Source organism: Streptomyces sp. B5E4, from assembly GCF_039871555.1.
In the GTDB taxonomy this organism is placed as follows: Bacteria; Actinomycetota; Actinomycetes; order Streptomycetales; family Streptomycetaceae; genus Streptomyces.
The window spans coordinates 38499-61622 of sequence record NZ_JBDPMI010000031.1 but is presented as its reverse complement, the minus strand read 5'-3'; the positions used below and the strand labels follow the sequence as shown (position 1 = coordinate 61622).

Genomic DNA, 23124 nt, shown 5'->3' with positions numbered 1-23124 from the left:
CGCTCCGCGGCCTCGTTACCCTGGAGTGGCTATGACCGACACCGCCCGCCCCGCCCGTCTGAAGGTCCTCGCCGCCATGTCCGGCGGCGTGGACTCCGCCGTCGCCGCCGCCCGCGCCGCGGCGGCGGGGCACGACGTCACCGGGGTGCACCTCGCGCTCTCCGCCAACCCGCAGTCCTTCCGCACCGGCGCCCGCGGCTGCTGCACCATCGAGGACTCGCACGACGCCCGCCGCGCCGCCGACGTCATCGGCATCCCCTTCTACATCTGGGACCTCGCCGAGCGGTTCCGCGAGGACGTCGTCGAGGACTTCGTCAGCGAGTACGCCGCGGGCCGTACGCCCAACCCCTGTCTGCGCTGCAACGAGAAGATCAAGTTCGCGGCGCTGCTCGACAAGGCGCTGGCCCTCGGCTTCGACGCGGTGTGCACCGGCCACTACGCCAAGGTCGTCACCCGCGAGGACGGCAGCCGCGAGCTGCACCGCGCGGCGGACGCCGCCAAGGACCAGTCGTACGTCCTCGGCGTGCTCGACGAGCGGCAGCTCGCGCACGCCATGTTCCCGCTGGGCGAGACCGAGACCACGAAGGCCGAGATCCGCGCCGAGGCCGCCGAGCGCGGGCTGTTCGTGGCCGAGAAGCCCGACAGCCACGACATCTGCTTCATCGCGGACGGCGACACCCAGGGCTTCCTCGCCCGCCGCCTCGGCGCCGCCGAGGGCGACGTCCTGGACGAGTCCGGCGCCCGCGTCGGCACCCACTCCGGCGCGTACGGCTTCACCGTGGGCCAGCGCAAAGGCCTGGCGCTGGGCCACCCGGCCCCGGACGGGCGGCCGCGCTACGTGCTCGACATCTCGCCCGTGGACAACACCGTCACGGTCGGCCCCGCCGCGTCCCTGGACGTCGAGTCGCTGACGGCGATCTCACCGCGCTGGTGCGGTACGCCGCCGGCCGGGCCCGGCGCGTACACCGCCCAACTGCGTGCGCACGGCGGCGAGACGGCGGTGACCGCCGAAGTCGTCGGCGGGGAGCTGCGGGTGAGCTTCGCGGCGCCGGTCCGCGGGGTGGCGCCGGGGCAGGCCGTGGTGCTGTACGACGGCACGCGCGTGGTCGGCTCCGCGACCATCGCGACCACACGCCGCGCGAACGCGCCGGTGGCCTAGCGCGGCCGAAACGCGCCTGGCCGCGGGCCCGGAGCCCGCGCGTACGGTGTGACGCATGAACATCTGCGTCTTCCTCTCCGCAGCCGACCTCGACGCGCGCTACACGGCGCCCGCCCGCCACTTCGCCGAACTGCTGGGCAAGCGCGGGCACACGCTGGTGTGGGGCGGGTCGGACGTGGGGCTGATGAAGGTGGTCGCCGACGGGGCGCAGGAGCACGGCGGCCGGCTCGTCGGGGTCTCGGTGACGTTCCTGGCGGACAAGGTGCGCGAGGGCGCCGACGAAATGGTGGTCGCCGGGGACCTGGCGGAGCGCAAGGCGGAGCTGCTCGGCCGCTCCGACGCCGTCGTGATCATGGTCGGTGGCACCGGCACGCTGGACGAGGCCACGGAGATCCTGGAGTTGAAGAAGCACGGGCTGCACTCCAAGCCGGTGGTGCTGCTCAACACCGCGGGGTACTACGACGGGCTGCGGGAGCAGTTCCGGCGGATGGAGGCGGAGGGGTTCCTGCCGCTGCCGCTGGCGGAGCTGATGTTCTTCGCCGACGACCCGGTGGCCGCCATGACGTACCTGGAGGCAGGTACGGCGCGGTGACAGGATGACCGCATGAGTGAGATCACCCCTGCCACCACACATCTGATCACGGGCGCCGGCTCCGGCATCGGCGAGGCGCTGGCGCGGCGGCTGGCCGCGCGCGGGTCCGCCGGGCTCTGGTTCCTCGTCCGCAGCCGGGCCCGCGCCGCGGAGCTGACGGAGCGCTTCCCCGGGGCGCACACCGTCGTGGCCGACCTCGGCGCGCCGGGCAGCCTGGCCGACGCGCTGGCGGGGCAGGAACTGCCCGCCCGGCTCGACTCGCTGGTGCACGTCGCGGGCGTGGTGGAGCTGGGTCCGGTCGCGGAGACCACACCGAAGGTCTGGGACGAGACGCTGGCCGTCAACCTGATCGGACCCGCCGAGCTGACCCGGCTGCTGCTGCCGCGGCTGCGGGCGGCGCGGGGGCACGTGGTGTTCGTCAACTCCGGCGCCGGACTGAGCGCGGGGCCCAGGTGGGGCGCGTACGGCGCGAGCAAGCACGGGCTGAAGGCGCTGGCCGACGCGCTGCGCGCGGAGGAGGCCGGCAGCGGCGTGCGGGTCACCACGGTCTACCCGGGCCGCACCGCGACGCCGATGCAGGCCAAGGTGCACCGGCAGGAGGGCCGGGAGTACGAGCCGGGGCGCTGGATCGACCCCGAATCGGTGGCGACGACCCTGCTGACGGCCCTGGACCTGCCCCGCGACGCCCAGCTCACCGACGTCTCCGTACGCCCCGGCCCGTAGGCCGGCGGGACTTTCGGCATACCCTCACCCTCGTGACCGCTCGTATAGGGCGCAGGCGCCGTCTTTCAGGGCGGGGTAAGCCCGGATTCGGCCTGAGCCTGCTTCTCCTGCCACCACCCGTAGGGCACAAGGGCAGCACGGGGTTCGCCGTTCTTCTCGATGATGAGGTGTGCGTCCCGGAAGTAGGCTCCGTCGATGCGGCGGCCGAGTTGGGCGCGCAGGTCGTTGGTCGCGATGCGTTCGGTACTCATGGGTCTGATCGTACCGACAGAGACCTTAGGTACTATCGGTACTGTGAAGCTCAGGTACAACTACCGTCTCGATCCGACGCCGGGTCAGCGCATGGCCCTGGCGAAGGTGTTTGGGTGCGCACGGGTGGTGTTCAACGACGGGCTTCGCGTCCGGCACGAAGACCATGCGGCCGGGCTGCCGTACATCAAGGACACCGATCTTCAAAAGCAGGTCGTCACTGCGGCGAAGCAGGCGCCCGAGCGGGCATGGCTCGGCGAGGTGTCTTCGGTGGTGCTTGTGCAGGCGCTCGCCGACCTGCACACCGCCTACCGGAACTTCTTCAACTCCGTCACCGGCAAGCGCAAGGGTCCGAAGGTTGCCCCCCCGCGGTTCCGCTTACGGAAGGACAACCGGCAGGCGATCCGGCTCACGCGCAACGGCTTCCGTATCCGAGCGGACGGAAGGCTGAACCTCGCCAAGGTTGGCGACGTCAAGGTTCGCTGGTCCCGTCGACTTCCGTCGGACCCGTCCTCGGTCACGGTGGTCAAGGACGCGGCCGGACGGTACTTCGCGTCTTTCGTTGTCCAGACCGATCCGCCCGAGGTGCTTCCGGAGACCACGGGCGAAGTCGGTATCGATCTAGGGCTGACGCACTTCGCGGTCCTCTCGGACGGTCGGAAGATCACCGCACCCACTTTCCTGCGTCGCGCCGAACGCAAGCTGAAAAAGGCGCAGCAGGCTCTCAGCCGGAAGGCCAAGGGTTCCAGCAACCGCAGGAAGGCCGTCGCGCGCGTGGCGCGGCTGCACGTCCGCGTCGCCGGCGCGCGGCGGGACCACCACCACAAGTTGTCGACCGCCCTCGTTCAGGAGAACCAACTGATCGCGGTGGAAGACCTCGCGGTGAACGGCCTCGCCCGCACCCGCCTCGCCAAGAGCGTGCACGACGCCGGATGGGCCCAGTTCACGGCCATACTGGAGTACAAGGCCGCACGATACGGCCGCGCTTTCGTGCGCGTCGGTCGATGGCTGCCGTCCTCGCAGACCTGTTCAGTGTGCATGGCCGTCGACGGGCCCAAGCCCCTCAGCGTCCGCACCTGGACATGCAAGGGATGCCAGACCACCCACGACCGGGACATCAACGCCGCCCGGATCGTCTTGGCCGCCGGACGGGCGGACAAGCAAAACGCCTGCGGAGGGTGAGTAAGACCCCCCGCTCGACGGAGGGCATCACCCAGTGAAACAGGAACCCAACTCAAGCCCGGCCGCCAAGGCGGCAGGCAGGGAGAGAATCTCCCGCCTCCAGGCGGGAGAGGACGTCAATGAGACAGCGACGCGCCCGTGGGGCGCAGGTGCCGCCACCGGCGTGGGATCCATGCCCGGCGAGGACGCGCGGGAGACCGCGCGCACGGTGACCGGCGAGGTCGGCGACTTCCCGTTCCTGCCCGAGCTGCCCGCGCGCGGGCCCGGCGCCGACATGGTCGGCCGCAGCGTGGGGATGCTCGTCGACGTCTACGCGCACCTGCAGCCCAGCGGCTGGCGCATCGCCGACCGGCCGGGGATGGACACCCGCAGGGCGCGCTCCTGGCTGGGCGAGGACCTGGACGCTCTGGAGGAGTTCACCCAGGGCTACGCCGGCCCGCTGAAGGTCCAGGCCACCGGGCCGTGGACGCTGGCCGCCGCGCTGGAGCTGAAGGGCGGCGAGGCCGCGCTGCGGGACCCGGGCGCCTGCCGCGACCTGGCCGCCTCGCTCGCCGAGGGGCTGCGCGCCCATCTGGCGGAGGTACGCCGCCGGGTGCCCGGCGCCGAGGTGGTGATGCAGCTCGACGAGCCGTCGGTCACCGCCGTGCTCACCGGCCGGATCGCCACCGCCAGCGGCTACCGCACCTACCGGGCCGTGGACCGCGCCGTGGTCGAGGGCACCCTGCGCGACGTGATCGACGCCGCCGGCGCCACCGGTCCGGCCGGCACCCCGGTGGTCGTCCACTCCTGCGCCCCGGACGTGCCCTTCGCGCTGCTGCACCGCGCGGGGGCCGCGGCCGTGTCGTACGACGCGGCGCTGCTGACCGAACGCCAAGGCCAACTGGAGACGCAGGTCGGCGAGGCCGTGGAGGGCGGGCTCGGGCTCTTCGCGGGCGTCGTACCGGCGACGCCGAACCCTCCCGCGGGCGCGCCCGCCGGTGCGGGCCCGATGTCAGACCCTGCAGGTAGCGTCGGGGGTGTCAGGACGTTGTGGCGCAGGCTGGGGCTGTCGCCGCAGGCGCTCGCCGGCAGTGTGGTGATCACTCCGGCGTGCGGCCTCGCGGGCGCCGACCCGGAGTACGCTCGCCGGGCCCTCGCCCACTGCGTCCGTGCCGCGGGGTCCCTCGCCCGGGACCCGGAGTGACGACGGGAGGCCCGGTGTGAGTACGGACAGCGTGGCGCGTGAGCGGCATCGGCTGCTGGCGGAGCAGATCGAGGAGCACCGCTTCAGGTATTACGTGACGACGCCCGTCGTCAGCGACGCCGACTTCGACAAGCTGCTGCGGGAGCTGGAGGCGCTGGAGGAGCGGCACCCGGAGCTGCGCACACCGGACTCGCCGACCCAGAAGGTCGCCGGGGCGTACGAGACGGATTTCACCTCCGTCCGGCACCGCGAGCGGATGCTCTCCCTGGACAACGCGTTCACGGACGAGGAGCTGGACGCCTGGGCCGACCGGATGGCAAGGGAGCTGGACCCCCAGCCGTACCACCTGCTGTGCGAGCTGAAGGTCGACGGCCTCGCGGTCAACCTGACCTACGAGCACGGCCGGCTGGTCCGCGGTGCCACCCGGGGCGACGGCCGCGCCGGCGAGGACATCACGCCGAACATCCGCACCATCGGCGAGATCCCCCACCGCCTGCGGGGGGAGAACATCCCGGACCTCGTCGAGATCCGCGGCGAGGTGTTCTTCTCGCTCGCGGAGTTCCAGCAGCTCAACGCGGACCTGGTGGCCGAGGGCAAACCCCCCTTCGCCAATCCGCGCAACTCCGCGGCCGGTTCGCTGCGCCAGAAGAACCCCCAGGTCAGCGCCTCCCGTCCGCTGCACATGGTGGTCCACGGTATCGGCGCGCTCGAAGGCGCCCGCTTCGACCGGCTCTCCGGGGCGTACGACCTGCTCAAGGAGTGGGGCCTGCCCACCTCGCCGTACACGAAGGTCGTCGACGGCATCGACGGCGTACGGGCCTACGTCGCGGGCTACGCCGACCGCCGGCACGACGTGGCGTACGAGTTCGACGGCGTCGTCGTCAAGCTCGACGAGATCGCCCTGCAGGGCCGCCTGGGCTCCACGTCCCGCGCGCCGCGCTGGGCCATCGCCTGGAAGTTCCCGCCGGAGGAGGTCAACACCAAGCTGGTCGACATCCGCGTCGGCGTCGGGCGCACCGGCCGGGTCACGCCGTACGCGGTGGTCGAGCCGGTGACGGTGGCCGGCTCCGAGGTCGAGTTCGCCACGCTGCACAACCAGGACGTGGTCAAGGCCAAGGGCGTCCTCATCGGCGACACGGTCGCGCTGCGCAAGGCGGGTGACGTGATCCCCGAGATCCTGGGCCCGCTGACCGACCTCAGGGACGGCAGCGAGCGGGAGTTCGTGATGCCCGCGGAGTGCCCCGAGTGCGGCACGGCGCTCAAGCCCATGAAGGAGGGCGACGTCGACCTGCGCTGCCCCAACGCCCGGTCCTGCCCGGCCCAGCTCCGCGAGCGGCTGTTCTATCTCGCCGGCCGCCGCTGCCTGGACATCGAGAACTTCGGGTACGTCGCCGCGACCGCGCTCACCCAGCCGCTGGAGCCGGCGGAGCCGCCGCTCAGGGACGAGGGCGGCCTGTTCGACCTGAAGGTCGAGGACCTGCTGCCCATCAAGTCGTACGTCCTGGACCAGGACACCGGCCTGCCCAAGCGTGACCCGGAGACGGGCGAGAAGAAGGTCGTCACCTTCTTCGCCAACAAGGAGGGCAACCCGAAGAAGAACACCGAGCTGATGCTCGGTCATATCCAGGCCGCCAAGGACCGGCCGCTGGCCCGGGTCATCGCCGGGCTCTCCATCCGGCACGTCGGCCCGGTCGCCGCGGAGGCGCTGGCCCGCGAGTTCCGTTCGGTCGAGCGGATCATGGCGGCGAGCGAGGAGGAGCTGGCCGCGGCCGAGGGCGTCGGGCCGACGATCGCGGCCTCGCTGACGCAGTGGTTCGCGGAGGACTGGCACCGCGAGATCGTCGAGCGGTGGCGGGCGGCGGGCGTCCGGATGGAAGAGGAGGCGGAGGAATCGGAAGGTTCGCGTCCGCTGGAGGGTCTGACGGTCGTCGTCACGGGAACACTGCAGTCGCACACCCGGGACGGCGCGAAGGAGGCACTGCAGAGCCGCGGGGCCAAGGTGACGGGTTCGGTCTCGAAGAAGACCGACTTCGTCGTCTCCGGCGACAACCCCGGGTCCAAGTACGACAAGGCCGTGCAGTTGAAGCGCCCGATCCTCGACGACGCCGGCTTCGCCATCCTGCTGGAGCAGGGACCCGACGCCGCCCGCGAGGCCGCCGTGCCACCGCCCGAGTAGCCGCCGGGCGCGGCCTGTTCGAGTGCTGACCGAAACCCGGCGAGTCGGGGGCAATCGGGCGACCGCAGCCGATCGGCGCCCCAGACCGGCTTTCGCGGCCTAGTGTGGATGGGCGCGCCGACGCGCGCCCAGGCGGTGAGAGGGACGGGATGCGACCGACGGAGAGCACGGAACCGGCGCCGGTGCTGCGCCGGTTGGTGCTGCCCGCCCTGCCGTGGCTGGCGCAGGCGGCCGGCGGCCTGGTGTTCGCCATCGGGGTGCTGCACGGGCTGCGGCAGGGCCACGCGCCCTTCCCGCGCGGAACCGCGGGCTGGGGCCTTCTCGTCCTGACGGCTCTCCTCATCGCCCATCTGGTCGCACCCGGCCGCGACCGCTGGTCCGGCGGCAACGGCTCGGCCGCCGCGCTCACCCTCGCCGTGCTGCTGCTCTACGGCTGGACCCCGGCCGTCATCATCAGCCTGCTGGTCATCCTCGCCGTCGCCCTCGTCCGCCGCCCGGACCGCAGGCAGGCACCGCTGCACGGGGCCGTCGAGATCCTCGGCGTCTCGACGGCCGCCGTCGTGCTGTGGACCTGCGGTGAGCACCCGACGGTCGAGCGCCCCTGGGAGCCCGGCTCCTGGGATGTGTACGCGCTGCCCGAGCTGATCGCCGCCGCCCTGTCGTACGTGCTGGTGACCCGCGTGCTCACCTGGTACGCGGACCCCGGCCACCGCGAAGGCCCCGGCCTGCTCGCCCGCGCCGCGCTCACCCGGCAGGGCCTCGGCGGCGCCGCGCTGCTCGGCATCGCGCCGCTCATCATCGTCGTGGCCGTCAACACCCCCGTGCTGCTGCCGCTGTTCGCCGTGCCGCTCATCGCGCTCGACTCCAGCCTGTGGATGGCCCGCGCCCGCGCCGAGGAGCAGCTGCGCGACCCGCTGACCGGGCTGCCCAACCGTCAGTGGCTGCTGGAACGCACCTGGCACGCCCTCGGCGAGGCCGAGAGCACCGGCCGCCGCGCCGCCCTCATCCTCATCGACCTCGACCGCTTCCGCGCCGTCAACGACACCCTCGGCCACCGCGCCGGCGACCGGCTGCTCCTCCAACTCGCCGGCCGGCTGCGGCTCGCGCTGCCGCGCGGCGCGGAGGCCGCGCGCCTGGGCGGCGACGAGTTCGCCGTGCTCATCCCGCTGACCGACTCCGCCACCAGCGCCCAGCGCGTGGCCCGTACGCTCGTCGCCGCCCTCGGCTCCCCGCTCGATCTCGACGGGATGAGCCTGGTGCTGGAGGCCAGTGCCGGCGTCGCCGTCTACCCCGAGCACGCCACCGAGACCGAGGGCCTGCTCCAGCGCGCCGACGTGGCGATGTACCAGGCCAAGCGGGACCGCAGCGGCGTCGAGGTCTACGAGGCACGCCGCGACGGCAACACCCCCGACCGGCTCGGTCTGCTGGGCGACCTGCGCCGGGCGCTCCAGGCCCGCGAGATCGCGCTGCACTACCAGCCGAAGGTCGGCTTCGACGGCCGTGTCGTCGGCCTGGAGGCCCTGGTCCGCTGGGCGCACCCGGAGCGCGGGCACGTGAACCCGGAGGAGTTCATCGCCATCGCCGAGACCTCGGGCCTGATGCCGGTGCTCACCGAGTACGTGCTGGAGACCGCGCTCGCCCAGGTCGCCGACTGGCGCGCCGCCGGTCTCCACGTCCCCGTGGCCGTCAACGTCTCCCCGCGCGATGTGCACACGCCCGGCTTCGCCGGCGCCGTCGCCGCCCGCCTCGCCCGGCACGGTGTGCCGCCCGGCGCGCTGCAACTGGAGATAACGGAGCACGTGCTGCTGGAGGACCCGCAGCGCGCGGCCGACACCCTGGCCGGGCTCACCGGGCACGGCGTGAAGATGTCGCTCGACGACTTCGGCACCGGCTACTCCTCGCTGGTCCATCTGCGCCGGCTGCCGGTCAGCGAGTTGAAGATCGACCGCTCGTTCGTCGCCCGGCTGGCCGTCGACCCGGAGGACCTGGAGATCGTCCGCTGCACCGTCGACCTCGCGCACTCCCTCGGGCTGCGCGTCGTCGCCGAGGGCGTCGAGGACGACGAGACCTGGGAACACCTGCGCGACCTCGGCTGCGACGCGGTGCAGGGCTGGCTCGTCGCCGCCGCCATGCCGCCGGCCGAGACCACGGCCTGGCTGCGCGCCCGCGGGCCGGGACCCGCCGGGGTCAAGGCGCTGCCGGCCGCTGCGTCCGCCGGCGGCGCCGCGGCGGACGAGCCCGCGGCCACCGGGGCCGTGCAGCAACCGGACGAGGCGGAGGAGCCGGTGAAACCGGTGACGTGACCGGCGGCCGGGCGCGGTAGCGCACCCGGTCGGCCGATGTGTCCCGTGCGGCCGGGGCGACCGTACGGGCGGCCGGAACCGCCCCGCCGGGAAACCCGGTCGGGCGCACCGGCCCGCGCCCCATAGGATTGCCCCGAAACCGTCACACCACCCTGTGAGGATGACCCGCATGCCTGGCATCACGCGCGAGGAGGTCGCCCACCTCGCCCGGCTGGCGCGCCTGGAGCTGAGTGGCGAGGAGCTGGACCACTTCGCCGGCCAGCTCGACGCCATCATCGGCGCGGTCGCCCGCGTCGCCGATGTGGCCGGCGAGGACGTACCGCCGACCTCCCACCCGCTGCCCCTGACGAACGTCATGCGCCCGGACGCCGTCCGGCCGAGCCTGACCGTGCAGCAGGCGCTCTCCGGCGCGCCCGCGCAGGAGCAGCAGCGTTTCAAGGTGCCGCAGATCCTGGGGGAGGAGTGACCGTGGCGGACAGCTCGGGAATCATCAGGCAGACCGCGGCCGAGACGGCCGCGCGGATCGCCGCGGGCGACGTCAGCGCCGTCGAGGTGGCCGAGGCCCATCTCGCCCGCATCGAGGCCGTGGACGAGAAGGTGCACGCCTTCCTGCACGTCGACCGCGAGGGTGCGCTCGCCCGCGCGCGGGCCGTGGACGCCAAGCGCGAGCGCGGCGAGAAGCTCGGCCCGCTGGCCGGCGTGCCGCTGGCGCTCAAGGACATCTTCACCACCGAGGGGGTGCCCACCACCGCCGGGTCGAAGATGCTCCAGGGCTGGATCCCGCCGTACGACGCGACCGTGACCCGGCGGCTGAAGGAAGCCGACGTCGTCATCCTCGGCAAGACCAACATGGACGAGTTCGCCATGGGCTCCTCCACCGAGAACAGCGCCTACGGCCACACCGGCAACCCCTGGGACCTCACCCGTATCCCCGGCGGCTCCGGCGGCGGCTCGTCGGCCGCCATCACCGCGTACATGGCGGCGCTGGCCATCGGCACCGACACCGGCGGCTCCATCCGCCAGCCCGCGTCCGTCACCGGCACCGTCGGCGTCAAGCCGACCTACGGCGGCGTCTCGCGGTACGGGATGATCGCGTTCTCCTCCAGCCTCGACCAGGGCGGCCCGTGCGCCCGCACCGTGCTGGACGCGGCGCTGCTGCACGAAGTGCTCGCCGGCCACGACCCGATGGACTCCACCTCCATCGACGCCCCCGTCCCGCCCGTCGTCGAGGCCGCGCGCAACGGCTCGGTGGCCGGGATGCGCGTCGGCGTGGTCAAGGAGTTCCGCGGCGAGGGCTACCAGCCGGGTGTCATGCAGCGTTTCGAGGAGGCCGTCGAGCTGCTGCGCGAGCTGGGCGCCGAGGTCGTGGAGGTGTCCTGCCCGTCGTTCGACAAGGCGCTCGCCGCGTACTACCTGATCGCGCCCGCCGAGGTCTCCTCGAACCTCGCCCGCTACGACGGCCTGCGCTACGGCCTGCGCACCGGCGACGACGGCACGCACTCCGCCGAGGAGGTCACCTCGCTGACCCGTGCGGCGGGCTTCGGCCCCGAGGTCAAGCGCCGCATCATGCTCGGTACGTACGCGCTCAGCTCCGGCTACTACGACGCCTACTACGGCTCGGCGCAGAAGGTCCGCACCCTCATCACCCGCGACTTCGAGCGCGCCTACGAGCAGGTCGACGTGCTCGTCTCGCCGACCACTCCGACGACCGCCTTCCCGATCGGCGAGCGGGTCGACGACCCGATGGCGATGTACCTCGCCGACCTGTGCACCATCCCGTCCAACCTCGCCGGCAACGCCGCGATGTCGCTGCCCTGCGGCCTCGCGCCGGAGGACGGGCTCCCGGTGGGGCTGCAGATCATCGCCCCCGCCATGGCCGACGACCGGCTCTACAAGGTCGGTGCCGCGGTGGAGGCCGCGTTCACCGACCGGTGGGGCCACCCCCTGCTGGAGGAGGCACCCGCCCTATGAGCAAGTTCGCCAAGGCCAAGGACTTCAAGAAGTCCAAGACCGGTGTGTACATCTCCCTCACGTCCACGCTCTTCAGCGTGATCGGCGTCGCCAAGCAGATGAGGCAGGCGCGCTTCGACGAGGACCGGCTGCGCCAGCTCGACGCCGCGGTGTCCGCCGCCGCCATCGCCACCGGCGTCGCCCTGCTGGTGCGGGAGCTGCGCCGGATGAACGACGACGACATCCTCGCCGGCTGAGCGGGCCGCGCCGGGGTCGAGAGGCTGGAAGAGAGCTGTGACTGTCACGTACGAGGACGCCCTCGCGACGTACGAGCCGGTGCTGGGCCTGGAGGTCCACGTCGAGCTCGGCACCGCGACCAAGATGTTCTGCGGCTGCGCCACCGCGCTGGGCGCCGGGCCCAACACCCAGACCTGCCCCGTCTGCCTCGGCCTGCCCGGCGCGCTGCCGGTGGTGAACGAGACGGGCGTGGAGTCCGCGGTCAAGATCGGCCTGGCGCTCAACTGCGAGATCGCCGAGTGGTGCCGCTTCGCCCGGAAGAACTACTTCTATCCGGACATGCCGAAGAACTTCCAGACCTCGCAGTACGACGAGCCCATCGCGTTCGACGGCTACCTCGACGTCGAGGTCGACGGCGAGGTCTTCCGGGTCGAGATCGAGCGCGCCCACATGGAGGAGGACACCGGCAAGTCCACCCACGTCGGCGGCGCCACCGGGCGGATCCACGGCGCCTCGCACTCGCTGCTGGACTACAACCGGGCCGGCATCCCGCTGATCGAGATCGTCACCAAGCCGATCACCGGCGCCGGCGCCAAGGCGCCCGACGTGGCGAAGGCGTACGTGGCCGAGCTGCGGGAGCTGATCAAGGCCCTCGGTGTCTCCGAGGCCCGCATGGAGCAGGGCCAGATGCGCTGCGACGTGAACCTCTCGCTGATGCCCGCCGGCGCCACCGTCTTCGGCACCCGCAGTGAGACGAAGAACGTCAACTCGCTGCGGAGCGTCGAGCGCGCGGTGCGCTCCGAGGTCGTCCGGCACGCCGAAGTCCTCAACGGCGGCGGCAAGATCGTCCAGGAGACCCGCCACTTCCACGAGGACACCGGCACCACCACCTCGGGCCGGACCAAGGAGGAGGCGGAGGACTACCGCTACTTCCCCGAGCCCGACCTCGTGCCCGTCGCGCCGCCCCGCGCGTGGGTGGAGGAGCTGCGCGCCGGGCTGCCGGAGCTGCCGCGGCTGCGCCGCAACCGGCTGCGCGAGGAGTGGGGCGTCTCCGCGCACGACATGCAGTCCATCCTCAACGCCGGCGCCATCGGCCCGATCGTCGCCACCATCGACGCGGGCGCGGACGCCACGGCGGCGCGCAAGTGGTGGATGGGCGAGCTGGCGCGGCGGGCCAACGAGGACGGCGTCGAGCTGCCCGCGCTGGCGATCACGCCCGAGCAGGTCGCGCGGGTGGCGGCGCTGGTCGCAGAGGGCAAGCTGAACGACAAGCTGGCCCGCCAGGTCATCACCGGTGTCCTCGACGGCGAGGGCACCCCGGACGAGGTCGTCGACAAGCGCGGCCTGGCCATCGTCAAGGACGAGGGTGCGCTCGGCGCCGCGGTCGACGAGGCCATCGCCGCCAACCCGGGGATCGCGGACAAGATCCGCGGCGGCAAGGTGCAGGCGGCCGGGGCACTGGTCGGCGCGGTCATGAAGGCCACCCGCGGCCAGGCGGACGCCGCCCGCGCCCGGGAGCTGATCATGGAGAAGCTGGGCGTAGCGGACTGATCGTGTGAAAAAAGCCACTCACCGGACAAACGATCTCCCGCACCTGTAACAGTGGCAGCGCAGGTGCAGGAGTCTTTGAGGGCCGACCTCCCTGAAAGATCGTGAATATCTCAGGGAGCCGCCCGTGTCCGGTCTCGCCCGGTGGTGTCTGCGCCGCCGCCTGATCGTCGTCCTGCTCTGGCTCGCCGCCTTCGCCGGGACCGCCGTCGCGGCGGTCCTGCTGGGGCCGGCGTACTCGAACGACTACGACGTCCCCGGCACCGAGTCCGGGCGGGCACAGGTGCTCATGGCCGAGGCGTTCCCCGGCATGGACGGCGTCGCGGACACCGTCGTCTGGCACGACGACGGCGGGGTGCGCGACGCGCAGACCACGGCGCGGATGGACGCGGCGCTGACGGAGATCGCCGGGCTCCCCGGGGTCGCGGACGTGACCGGTCCCGACGGCTCGTACGCCGCGGACGAGACCGGCGGCGCCACCGGGAACGGTGCCGGCGAGGGCGGGGCGGCCAGCGCCGACGGGCGCACGGCGTACGCCACCCTCACGTACGACGGCGCCGTGGACGACCTGGCGGCCGGTGACGTCCGCAAGGTCGTCGACACCGCCGGGGCGGCGGCAGGAGACGGTCTGGAGGTCGCCGTGGGCGGCCAGGGGGCCGGGCTGCTCCAGGCGCCGTCCGTGCACTACGGCGAGGCCGTCGGGGTGGTGGTGGCGGCGGTCGTGCTCTTCGTCGCGTTCGGCTCGCTCGCCGCGATGGCGCTGCCGATCGCCACCGCGCTCGTCGGCGTCGGCACCGCGTACTGGTGCGTCACGCTCCTCGGCCACGCCATGGCCGTCGCCGACTTCGCCCCCATGCTCGGCATGCTCATCGGCCTCGGCGTCGGCATCGACTACGCCCTGTTCATCGTCACCAGACACCGCCGCGGGCTGCGCGAGGGGCTGCCGGTCGGCGAGGCCGCGCAGCGCGCCGTGGCCACGGCCGGGCGGGCCGTGGTCTTCGCCGGCGTCACCGTGTGCATCGCGCTGCTCGGCATGCTCGTGCTGCGGCTGAACTTCCTCACTGGCGTCGCGGTCGCGGCCTCGCTGACCGTCGTGCTCACCGTCGCCGCCTCGATCACGCTGCTGCCGGCGCTGCTCGGCGTCATCGGCATGAAGGCGCTCAGCCGCCGCGAGCGGCGCGCGCTCGTCGAGCACGGCCCGCGGCCCGAGGTGCCGCGCGGGCTCGCCGCCCGCTGGGCGGCCCTGGTGGAGCGCCGGCCGCGGCTGCTGGGCGCGCTCGCGCTGGTGCTGATGGGCGTCCTCGCGCTGCCCGTCGCGGCGCTCCACCTGGGCAGCTCCGACCAGGGCAACCATCCCGCGAGCGCCACCACCAGACAGGCGTACGACATGATGGCCGACGGTTTCGGCCCCGGCAGCAACGGCCCGCTCACGCTCGTCGCCCACCTCGACGGGGCCGGCGACCGGGTGGCCTTCGACTCGCTGCCCGAGACGCTGCGCGGCACCCCGGGCGTCGCCGACGCCACCGCCGCGGTGCACGGGAAGGGCGGCGGCACCGGGATGATCACCGTCACCCCGGAGACCGCGCCGCAGGACGAGGCGACGTCGGACCTGGTGGACCGGCTGCGCTCGGACGTGCTGCCGGAGGCCGCCGACGGCACCTCGATGGAGGTGCACGTGGGCGGGATCACGGCGGGGCAGGACGACTTCGCCGAGGTGATCGTCGGCAAGCTGCCGCTCTTCGGCGGCGTCGTGATCGCGCTGGGCTGCCTGCTGCTGCTGGTGGCGTTCCGCAGCGTGGGGGTACCGCTGAAGGCCGCGCTGATGAACGTGCTGGCCGTGACGTCGTCCTTCGGGGTGGTGGTGGCGGTCTTCCAGTGGGGCTGGGGGAGCGGGCTGCTGGGGCTGGGCGCCACCGGGCCGATCGAGCCGTTCCTGCCGGTGATCATGATTTCTGTGCTCTTCGGGCTCTCCATGGACTACCAGGTCTTCCTGGTCAGCCGGATGTACGAGGAGTGGCGGGCGACCCGCGACAACCGGCGGGCGGTACGGGTCGGGCTGGCCGAGACGGGCCGGGTCATCAACTGCGCGGCGCTCATCATGATCGCGGTCTTCTCTGCGTTCGCGCTGGGCGGAGACCGGATCATCGCGATGTTCGGGGTGGCGCTGGCCGCGGCGGTGGCGCTGGACGCCTTCGTGCTGCGCACGCTGCTGGTGCCGGCGCTGATGCACCTGCTGGGCCGGGCCAACTGGTGGCTGCCCGGCTGGCTGGAGCGGCGGCTGCCGCGCATCGGCGTCGAAGGGCCCGGGGAGCCGGCGGCGGCCGAGCACATCGGGCTGCCGCAGGAGACGGCCGTACGTTAATACTCCTCTCAGACGGGCCGCCTACGGTGCCCGGCATGACTGCACTATCGAAGACCGACGAGGCGGCCGACGCCGCCGGGAACGACGCCGCGGACGCCACGGGGGCAGGCGGCACCGCGAAGACCACCGGCACGGCGGAGGCGCCGGCCGACGAGGCCGCGCACGACGGCACCGCGGCGGCCGGCGACCCCGCGGACACCGCCGCGCCGGGCGGGCACGACGACCCCGACGCGGACGACGACGAGCCCGGCGAGCCGGCCCCCGCCGCCCGCGCCTCCTCCGGCGTGGCCGCCGGCGCCGCCGCGCTCGTGGGCGCCGCCCTGGGCCTCGCCTCGCTGACCGGCACCTGGCTGGCCGACCTGGTCTCCGCGCGCCGGGAGCTGACCGGCCAGCTCGAATCCGCCAACGGCACCGCAGCCGAGCAGATCTCCGCCGCGTACGGCACCCCCTGGCACACCATCGCCCTGTTCAACGGCCTCACCGCGGTCGTCGCCCTGATCGTGTCCGCCGCGGTGCTCGTCCGCCCGGCGTTCGGCGACAGCGCCCTGCGGCCCGTGGTGTGGGTACGGGCCGTGGCCGTCGCGGGGCTGGTGCTGGGTGCGCTCGGGCTGGTGATCGCGGCCGTCATGCGCTTCGACGTCTTCACCGACCTGCCCACCGTGCCCGGCCAGTGAGAAAACCGATTCCACGCTGTCAGTGCAGCGTGCGATGCTCGACAGCGTGCAGAGCCGATCCATCAGTCCGGTGTTCGCAGGCCGTCATGCCGAGTTGAAGACCCTTGACGCCGCGCTCGCCCGCGCCGCGCTCGGTGAGCCGCAGGTGCTGCTCGTGGGCGGCGAGGCGGGCGTGGGCAAGAGCCGGCTGCTGGACGAGTTCCTGGAGGCCGCGCAGGAGGCCGGCGCGGTCGCCGCGGTCGGCGGCTGTCTGGAGCTGGGCGCCGACGGCCTGCCGTTCGCGCCGTTCGCCACGGCGCTGCGCATGCTGCACCGCAAGGTCGGCGCCGAGCTGACGGAGCTGGCCGCGGGACAGGAGCCGGTGCTCGCCCGGCTGCTGCCCGACCTCGGCCCGGTCACCGAGGAGCCGCACGGCCAGGACAGCCGGGCGCGCCTCTTCGAGCTGACCGTCGGCCTGCTGGAGCGGCTGGCCGCAGGACGCACCGTGGTGCTGGCCCTGGAGGACCTGCACTGGGCGGACCGTTCCACCCGCGAGCTGCTCGGCTATCTCGTCCGCTCGGTCCAGGGCGCCCGCCTCGTGGTCCTCATGACGTACCGCTCGGACGACGTCCACCGCCGCCATCCGCTGCGCCCCTTCCTCGCCGAGCTGGACAGGCTGCGCTCCGTGCAGCGGTTGGAGCTTGCCCGGCTCAGCGAGGACGAGGTGCGCAGCCAGCTCGCCGGGATCCGCGGCGTGACCGAGCCCGAGCGCGAGCTGACCGCCGAGGTGTATGCGCGCAGCGAGGGCATCCCCTTCTTCGTCGAGGAGCTGGCCCTCAGCGACGACGCGGGCCGCCTCAGCGACTCCCTGCGCGACCTGCTGCTCGTACGGGTCGAGGCGCTGTCCGACGGCGCCCAGCGCGTCGTGCGCCTCGCCGCGCGGAACACGCGCGTCCCGCACGCCCTGCTCGCCGTCGTCTCCGGCCTCAGCGAGGACGAGCTGATCGAGGGCCTGCGCGCCGCCGTCGGGGCGAACGTGCTGGTGCCCGACGAGGAGGGCGAGGCCTACCGCTTCCGGCACGCGCTGCTGCGCGAGGCCGTGCTCGACGACCTGCTGCCCGGCGAGCGCACCCGCCTCAGCCGGCGGTACGCGGAGGCCCTGGAGGCCGACCCCTCGCTGGTCGCGGCGGAGGAGCGGGCGACCCGCCTGGCGAGCTACTGGTACTACGCGCGCGACCCCGCCAAGGCCCTGCCCGCCGTGCTCCACGCCGCCCTGGAGACCCGTGCCCGGCACGCCTACGCCGAGCAGCTCAAGCTGCTGGAGCGGGCGTTGGAGCTGTGGGACGAGGTGTCGCCGGAGGAGCGCCGCGGGCTGCCGCCGCAGGGCCCGCTGGAGTCGTATCCGCCGTGCGGCTGCGGGGACCGGCCGGAGGAGATCGAACTGCACCTGGTCGACCTGCTGGCGCACGCCGCGTTCGCGGCCCGTCTTGACGGCCAGTGGGAGCCGGCGCTGAAGTTCGTGAAGAAGGCGCTCAAGGTCGTCGACGAGACGCGGGATCCGCTGCGCGCCGCCTGGTTCTGGCTGGAGCGCTCCAAGCTCATCGCGCTCGCCGGCCGCGGCGACGGCCGCGCGGAGCTGACCCGGGCGCACGAGCTGGTGCGCGACCTGCCGGCCTCGGCCACCCACGCCGACGTCCTGGCGCAGGTGGCGATGTGGGAGCTGCTGCACGCCTCCGACCTGGACAGCATGGCGCTCGCCGAGCGCGCCGTCGAGCTGGCCCGGCAGGCCGGCGCCGTGGAAGTCGAGCTGGGCGCGCGGATCACGCTGTGCACGCTGCGCTCGGCCAAGGGCGACCCCGACGCCTGGATCGCCGAGTTGTACGAGATACGGGATCTGGCCGGGCAACGGGGCGCGTTCCGCCAGATGAGCCGCGCGTGCATCAACCTGTGCGACGCGCTGGAGAAGGCCGGCCGGTCCGCGGAGGCGGTCGAGGCGGGCCTCGCCGGCATGAAGGACATGTACGCCCGCGGCCTGTACGACTCCGCGGCCTTCGCCGCGCTCAACGTGGTGGAGTCGCTGACCTCGCTGGGCGAGTGGGACCGGGCCGAGCAGGTGCGCCAGGAGTGGAAGCGGTACGCGGCCGGCTCGCGCAGCGGCGCGTCGGTGGCGCTGCGGCGGGCCCAGCTCGCGCTGCTGCGCGGAGAGTTCGAGCTGGTGCCGGAGCTGATCGCCGCGGCCCGCCGGTACCGGGGGCGCAACGACGGCGAGCCGCAGTACGAACTGCCGTTCGCCGTCGTGGAGATGAGTGCGTTGCGGACGCTGGGCCAGGCGCCACATGCGCTCGACCTGCTGGAGGGGAACCTCGCTCTGCTGCCGCTGTCCGGCCAGGAGACGTACGTCTGGGAACTTCTCGTCGCCGGTGCCCGGCTGGCGGGGGACGTCGCGGGGGTGCCGGGCGTGCCGGAGGCGCGGCGTGCGGAGATCGTGGCGCGGCTGGCGGACGCGGCGGCGGGCCTGCCGGCCGAAGGACCGCTCTGGACGCCGCTGTTCCGCCTCTTCACCGCCGAACTGGCCCGCGCCCGCGGGGTCACCGACCCCGCCGTCTGGGCGGCGGCCGTCGCGGCGTACGAACCGCTGGGCCACCCGCACACGCTGGCGCACCTCGGGTACCGCCGGGCGGAGGCGCTGCTCGTCGGCGCCCCGGGCGGCGGCGCGGCGGCCCGCGACACCGCGGCCCCCCTGCTGGCCGCGGCGCACGCGACGGCGGTCCGCCTCGGCGCGGCCCCGCTCCGCGAGTCCGTGGAACAACTCGCCGGCCGCGCCCGCGTCCCTCTCGGCCCGGCGTCCCGGCCGCCGGCGGACCCCGTGGAGTCGCTGGGCCTGACGGCCCGGGAGACGGACGTGCTCCGGCGGGTGGCGGCGGGGCGGAGCAACCGCGAGATAGCCGAGGAGCTGTTCATCGCGCCGAAGACCGCGAGCGTGCACGTGTCGAACCTGATGGCGAAGCTGGGGGTGTCGAACCGGGGCGAGGCGGCGGCGATGGCACACCGGTTGCGGCTCTTCGAGGACTGACCGCCGCGGGTCGGGTCGCGCGTCGCGGAGCGCGGTTGCCGGACCCGTACGGTGACGGGGAAACCCGGGGCGGTGCAGGACGGCGCCCCGCGACCATGCCCGCCGGGCCCTCTCCGTCCCCGGGACGGGCCGGCGCCCGCCACCCCGGGGGAGCCGGGGGTGTCAGGCGCTCTCGAAGAGGCGCAGCCGGTGCGCCACCGCCGCGGCCTCTCCGCGGTTGGACACCCCGAGCTTCGCCATCAGGTTCGACACGTGCACACTCGCCGTCTTCGGCGAGATGAACAGCTCCTCGGCGATCTGCCTGTTGCTCCGCCCCGCCGTGACCAGCCGCAGCACGTCCCTCTCCCGCGCCGTCAGACCCAGCGCCTCCACCGGGTCCTCCGGCCCCGCCGCCGCCTCGCCCGGCCCGGTGAGCGGGATCCTCGCGCGCGCCGCCAACTGCTCGACGCCGTCGCGCAGCGGCGCCGCGCCCAGCGCCTGCGCCGCCCCATGCGCCTGCCCGAGCAGCCGCGCCGCCTGCTCTCGTACGGGCACGGCCGCGCCGCCCGCGAGCAGCGCCTCCGCCCACCGGTACCGCACCCAGCCCAGCTCGTGCGGCCGCTCCAGCGGCTCCAGCGCCGACGCCGCCACCTCCCACGGGGCCACCTCGGAGCTGCCCCGCGCCCGGGCCAGCTCCGCGACGAAGTACCGCTGCCACGCCACCCAGATCGGCGTCGGCGTGTCCAACTGCCCCGCCGCGCGCTCCAGTCGGTCCAGCAGCTCGTCGCGGCCCGCCGCCGTCCCCGGCAGCCCGCGCGCGTCGCCCTCGGCCGCCGCCGCGGAGACCAGGAGCTGCCACAGATACGACTCGTGCCCCAGCTCCGGCAGCTTCACCAGCCCTTCGGCGAGCATCGCCCGCGCCTCGTCGTACCGCCCGCGCTCCATCAGGATCCGCGCCCCGATCTGCACCATGCGAAAGGCGCCCTGCGGCTCCGCCTGGCTCGCGCCCGCCTCCTCGCGCGCCTCGGCGAGCAGTTCCCCGGCCCGGTCCACGTCCCCGCGGTACAGCGCCAGCCAGGCCGCGGCCAGCGAGGCGAACGCGCGGGTACGGGCCTGGGCCCCGTACGACCGCAGCCGGGCGAGGTCTCCCTCGGCGGCGTCCCACTCGCCGACGGAGATCATCGCGTCGACCATGTTGCACCCGATGAAGGCGATCGAGTCGCGCAGGCCCTGCTTCCTGGCCGCCGCGAGACCGCCGCGCGCCGCCTCGATGGCCTCGCGGGACCTGCCGGTCATCTCCAGCACGGACGCGAGGTTGTTGTGCGCCCGGCCGATGACGGTCGGGGCCCCGCTGCGGTCGGCGGCGTCGCGCAGCTCGTACAGCTCGGCGATGCCGCGGGCGACGTCGGCGGCGTGCGTACGCAGCGTGGCCAGCGTGATCCGCGCGTGCAGCTCGACCTCCGCGGCGCCGACGAGCCGGGCCTGCTCCACCGCGCTCTCCGCCAGCGGGATGCTCGCCGGATCGGGGCTGTGCAGCATCTTCCACAGCGCCGCCGTCGCCAGCACGTCCGCCTTCACCGGCGACGGCGGCCGGTCCGCCACCAGCTCCTGCGCCTTGCCCAGCTCCGCCCAGCCGTCGGCGCCGCCGCTGTTCACGACCTGCCACTGCCGCTCCAGCCAGAACCATGCCGCCCGCTCCGGCTCCGCCTCCTCGTCGAGCAGTTCCAGCGCCCGGCGGGTCAGCGTGCGCGCCTGCTCGTGCGAGTCGTCCAGCCGGGCGGCGACGGCGGCCTCGGCCAGCAGGTCGACGAAGTGCAGATGGGGCTGGTCGGCGCAGCGGCACAGGGGATACGACTCGGCGTAGCGCGCGGCGGGCAGCTCGCGCAACTGCTCCTCCGGCACCTCGTCCCACAGCTCGACGGCCCGCCGCAGCAGGGCCAGTTGCTCGGCGAACGCGTGCCTCATCCCCGCCTCGTCGGCCGCCTTGAGCGCGGCGGGCAGCGCCCGGGCGGGGTCGCGGGCCGCGTACCAGTGGCTGGCCAGCCGGGCGGCGTGCTCCTCCGCGCGGACCAGCGAGGGGTCGGCCGCCAGCGCCTCCGCGTAGCGCCGGTGCAGCCGGGAGCGCTCGCCGGGCAGCAGGTCGTCCCCGGTGGCCTCGCGCAGCAGCGCGTGCCGGAAGCGGTAGCTGTCGGCGCCGGGGCCGCCCGCCGCGGGCATCAGGATGCCGGCGTCGACCGCGGGCCGCAGCGCTTCGATCAGCTCCTCCTCGTCCTGCCCCGACACCGCGAGCAGCAGCCCGAACTCCACGGTCGAGCCGGCCTCCGCGGCGGTCCGCAGCACCCGCTGCGTCGCCTCCGGCAGCGTCTCGACCCGGACGAGCAGCAGGTCGCGCAGCGACTCCGACAGCGCGTCCGGCGAGCCGCCGCAGTCCAGCAGGGCGGTCAGCTCCTCGACGAAGAAGGGATTGCCGTCCGAGCGCTGGAAGATCGTGTCCACCAGGTGGGGCAGCGGCCCGACGCCGCGGATCGCGGTGAGCTGGCCGATCACCTCCTGCCGGGAGAAGCGCGCCAGCTCCAGCCGCTGCACCGTGCGCAGCCGCTCCAGCTCGGCGAGAAAGGGGCGCAGCGGATGGCGGCGGTGGATGTCGTCCGAGCGGTACGTGCCCAGCAGCACGACGCGGGCGCCCTGCAGGGACCGGATGAGGTAGCCCAGCAGCTCGCGGGTGGAGCGGTCCGACCAGTGCAGGTCCTCCAGCACCAGCACCACCGTCCGCTCGGCGGCCAGCTTCTCCAGCAGCCGGGCGGCGTGCTCGAAGAGGCGGGCCTTGGCCTCGACGTCGTGCCGGTCCCCGGGCTCCTCCGCGCCGCCGGCACCCGCCAGCTCGGGCAGCAGCCGGGCCAGCTCGGCCTCGCCGCCGCGGGCGGCCTGCGCCAGCTCGTCGCCGAGCGCGCGGTGCAGCGCGCGCAGCGCGGTGGCGAACGGCGCGAACGGCAGCCCCTCGGCGCCCAGCTCCAGACAGCCGCCGACGGCCACCACGGCGCCGGCCCGCTCGGCGCGGTCGGCGAACTCCTCCACCAGCCGGGTCTTGCCCACCCCGGCCTCGCCGCCGACCAGCAGGGCCTGCGGCGCGCCGGCACCGGCCCGCTCCAGGGCGGTGCCGAGGGAGCGCAACTCGTCGGCCCGGCCGACGAGCACGGGGCTCACGCACGAGATCGTCACAGTTGAGAGCATCGCACAGCCTTACGACACGGGGGCAGCCCGGCAAAGCCACGGGGGAGGGGCCGCGGACGGCGAGAGCGCCCGACCCGCGGTGCGCGGGTGGGCGCTCTGTGGCTCGGTCCGGGGCCGTGGGCCCGGTCCCCTCTCCGGTCTTCGGTGGGGACGGCGGCCGCTGCTCAGCAGAAGGGCAGCGGCCGGCCGCCCGGGGTCCTGCGGTCCGGGTGCGGGGTCTCGCGTTCCCGCGGCCCGGGCCGCACGCTGATCGGTCGCACCGCCGGCCACGTCACGCGGCCTTCACCCAACGGGCCAGGACGCGCGCCCGGCGGGCCGCGCGGCGCTGCTCCCGGCGGGCGACTGCGGCCTCGCGGGCGAGGCGGTACTCCGCCGCTTCGCGGCGCAGGTCGGCGGAGCGGGTCTCGTGCATCTGGTACGCGAACATCTCTTTACTCCCCGGCGTTTTGGCTGGTCTCCTGCTGTGTGACTCCAGCTTCGCCGCCCAGGGGGGTCCGCCACATCGGGAGACTTCCGCATCTCTG

17 protein-coding genes are annotated in these 23124 nt (G+C 73.9%); 14 read left to right on the top strand and 3 right to left on the bottom strand.

Features of this window, described 5'->3' with window-relative positions:
• Window positions 1–31 precede the first annotated feature (31 nt).
• The 3 genes from mnmA to ABGA99_RS29830 are packed head-to-tail and all read left to right on the top strand — an operon-like array spanning window position 32 to window position 2474.
• The gene (gene mnmA / locus ABGA99_RS29840) at window positions 32–1159 is read left to right on the top strand and encodes a tRNA 2-thiouridine(34) synthase MnmA (RefSeq protein ID WP_347583826.1); all 1128 of its coding nucleotides are present in this window, start codon (window positions 32–34) and stop codon (window positions 1157–1159) included.
• 55 nt (window positions 1160–1214) lie between these two features.
• Entirely contained in the window at window positions 1215–1751 is a 537-nt protein-coding gene (locus ABGA99_RS29835) for a TIGR00730 family Rossman fold protein (RefSeq protein ID WP_347583825.1), read from the top strand.
• Window positions 1752–1763: 12 nt separating this feature from the next.
• Window positions 1764–2474, top strand: a complete 711-nt coding sequence (locus ABGA99_RS29830; protein ID WP_347583824.1) for an SDR family oxidoreductase — start codon at window positions 1764–1766, stop codon at window positions 2472–2474.
• A gap of 65 nt (window positions 2475–2539) precedes the next feature.
• Here the strand turns inward: ABGA99_RS29830 and ABGA99_RS29825 are convergent, their stop codons facing one another.
• Window positions 2540–2725: a hypothetical protein gene (locus ABGA99_RS29825; protein ID WP_347580618.1), complete on the bottom strand. Its 186-nt coding sequence runs from the start codon at window positions 2723–2725 to the stop codon at window positions 2540–2542.
• 43 nt (window positions 2726–2768) lie between these two features.
• Between ABGA99_RS29825 and ABGA99_RS29820 the strand changes: the two genes are divergently transcribed.
• The 11 genes from ABGA99_RS29820 (at window position 2769) to ABGA99_RS29770 (ending at window position 19390) form a co-directional block, all read left to right on the top strand.
• The gene (locus ABGA99_RS29820; protein ID WP_347583823.1) at window positions 2769–3905 is read left to right on the top strand and encodes an RNA-guided endonuclease TnpB family protein; all 1137 of its coding nucleotides are present in this window, start codon (window positions 2769–2771) and stop codon (window positions 3903–3905) included.
• A gap of 163 nt (window positions 3906–4068) precedes the next feature.
• Window positions 4069–5088, top strand: a complete 1020-nt coding sequence (locus ABGA99_RS29815) for a methionine synthase (protein WP_347580616.1) — start codon at window positions 4069–4071, stop codon at window positions 5086–5088.
• Window positions 5089–5104: 16 nt separating this feature from the next.
• Window positions 5105–7264 carry an NAD-dependent DNA ligase LigA gene (gene ligA / locus ABGA99_RS29810; RefSeq protein ID WP_347580615.1) on the top strand — a complete coding sequence of 720 codons (2160 nt, stop codon included), beginning with the start codon at window positions 5105–5107 and terminating at the stop codon, window positions 7262–7264.
• 149 nt (window positions 7265–7413) lie between these two features.
• A complete protein-coding gene (locus ABGA99_RS29805) occupies window positions 7414–9567 on the top strand; it encodes a bifunctional diguanylate cyclase/phosphodiesterase (protein WP_347580614.1) in 2154 nt (717 codons plus the stop codon).
• A gap of 169 nt (window positions 9568–9736) precedes the next feature.
• Complete coding sequence (gene gatC, locus ABGA99_RS29800; protein ID WP_347580613.1) at window positions 9737–10033, top strand: Asp-tRNA(Asn)/Glu-tRNA(Gln) amidotransferase subunit GatC; 297 nt, start codon at window positions 9737–9739, stop codon at window positions 10031–10033.
• A 2-nt stretch (window positions 10034–10035) separates the two neighbouring features.
• Window positions 10036–11538, top strand: coding sequence for an Asp-tRNA(Asn)/Glu-tRNA(Gln) amidotransferase subunit GatA (gene gatA, locus ABGA99_RS29795; protein WP_347583822.1), 1503 nt, complete (start codon window positions 10036–10038; stop codon window positions 11536–11538).
• A complete protein-coding gene (locus tag ABGA99_RS29790; protein WP_347580611.1) occupies window positions 11535–11774 on the top strand; it encodes a hypothetical protein in 240 nt (79 codons plus the stop codon). Before gatA ends, ABGA99_RS29790 begins: the two co-directional genes overlap by 4 nt.
• Window positions 11775–11811: 37 nt before the next feature.
• Window positions 11812–13305, top strand: coding sequence for an Asp-tRNA(Asn)/Glu-tRNA(Gln) amidotransferase subunit GatB (gene gatB / locus ABGA99_RS29785; RefSeq protein WP_347583821.1), 1494 nt, complete (start codon window positions 11812–11814; stop codon window positions 13303–13305).
• A 124-nt stretch (window positions 13306–13429) separates the two neighbouring features.
• Window positions 13430–15664: an MMPL family transporter gene (locus ABGA99_RS29780; protein ID WP_347583820.1), complete on the top strand. Its 2235-nt coding sequence runs from the start codon at window positions 13430–13432 to the stop codon at window positions 15662–15664.
• Window positions 15665–15699: 35 nt separating this feature from the next.
• Window positions 15700–16338, top strand: coding sequence for a hypothetical protein (locus ABGA99_RS29775; RefSeq protein ID WP_347580608.1), 639 nt, complete (start codon window positions 15700–15702; stop codon window positions 16336–16338).
• 34 nt (window positions 16339–16372) lie between these two features.
• Window positions 16373–19390, top strand: a complete 3018-nt coding sequence (locus ABGA99_RS29770) for an AAA family ATPase (protein ID WP_347580607.1) — start codon at window positions 16373–16375, stop codon at window positions 19388–19390.
• Window positions 19391–19552: 162 nt separating this feature from the next.
• Here the strand turns inward: ABGA99_RS29770 and ABGA99_RS29765 are convergent, their stop codons facing one another.
• On the bottom strand, window positions 19553–22564 hold the full coding sequence (locus tag ABGA99_RS29765; protein ID WP_347583846.1) for an AAA family ATPase: 3012 nt from the start codon (window positions 22562–22564) through the stop codon (window positions 19553–19555).
• 307 nt (window positions 22565–22871) lie between these two features.
• Window positions 22872–23027: a hypothetical protein gene (locus ABGA99_RS29760; protein ID WP_347580606.1), complete on the bottom strand. Its 156-nt coding sequence runs from the start codon at window positions 23025–23027 to the stop codon at window positions 22872–22874.
• Window positions 23028–23124 lie beyond the last annotated feature (97 nt).

Bases quoted from the DNA above. Each gene is read 5' to 3' on its own strand.
- mnmA (WP_347583826.1), top strand. From the start codon at position 32: ATGACCGACACCGCCCGCCCCGCCCGTCTGAAGGTCCTCGCCGCCATG.
- ABGA99_RS29835 (WP_347583825.1), top strand. From the start codon at position 1,215: ATGAACATCTGCGTCTTCCTCTCCGCAGCCGACCTCGACGCGCGCTAC.
- ABGA99_RS29830 (WP_347583824.1), top strand. From the start codon at position 1,764: ATGAGTGAGATCACCCCTGCCACCACACATCTGATCACGGGCGCCGGC.
- ABGA99_RS29825 (WP_347580618.1), bottom strand. From the start codon at position 2,725: ATGAGTACCGAACGCATCGCGACCAACGACCTGCGCGCCCAACTCGGC.
- ABGA99_RS29805 (WP_347580614.1), top strand. From the start codon at position 7,414: ATGCGACCGACGGAGAGCACGGAACCGGCGCCGGTGCTGCGCCGGTTG.
- gatC (WP_347580613.1), top strand. From the start codon at position 9,737: ATGCCTGGCATCACGCGCGAGGAGGTCGCCCACCTCGCCCGGCTGGCG.
- ABGA99_RS29790 (WP_347580611.1), top strand. From the start codon at position 11,535: ATGAGCAAGTTCGCCAAGGCCAAGGACTTCAAGAAGTCCAAGACCGGT.
- ABGA99_RS29775 (WP_347580608.1), top strand. From the start codon at position 15,700: ATGACTGCACTATCGAAGACCGACGAGGCGGCCGACGCCGCCGGGAAC.
- ABGA99_RS29770 (WP_347580607.1), top strand. From the start codon at position 16,373: ATGCTCGACAGCGTGCAGAGCCGATCCATCAGTCCGGTGTTCGCAGGC.
- ABGA99_RS29760 (WP_347580606.1), bottom strand. From the start codon at position 23,027: ATGTTCGCGTACCAGATGCACGAGACCCGCTCCGCCGACCTGCGCCGC.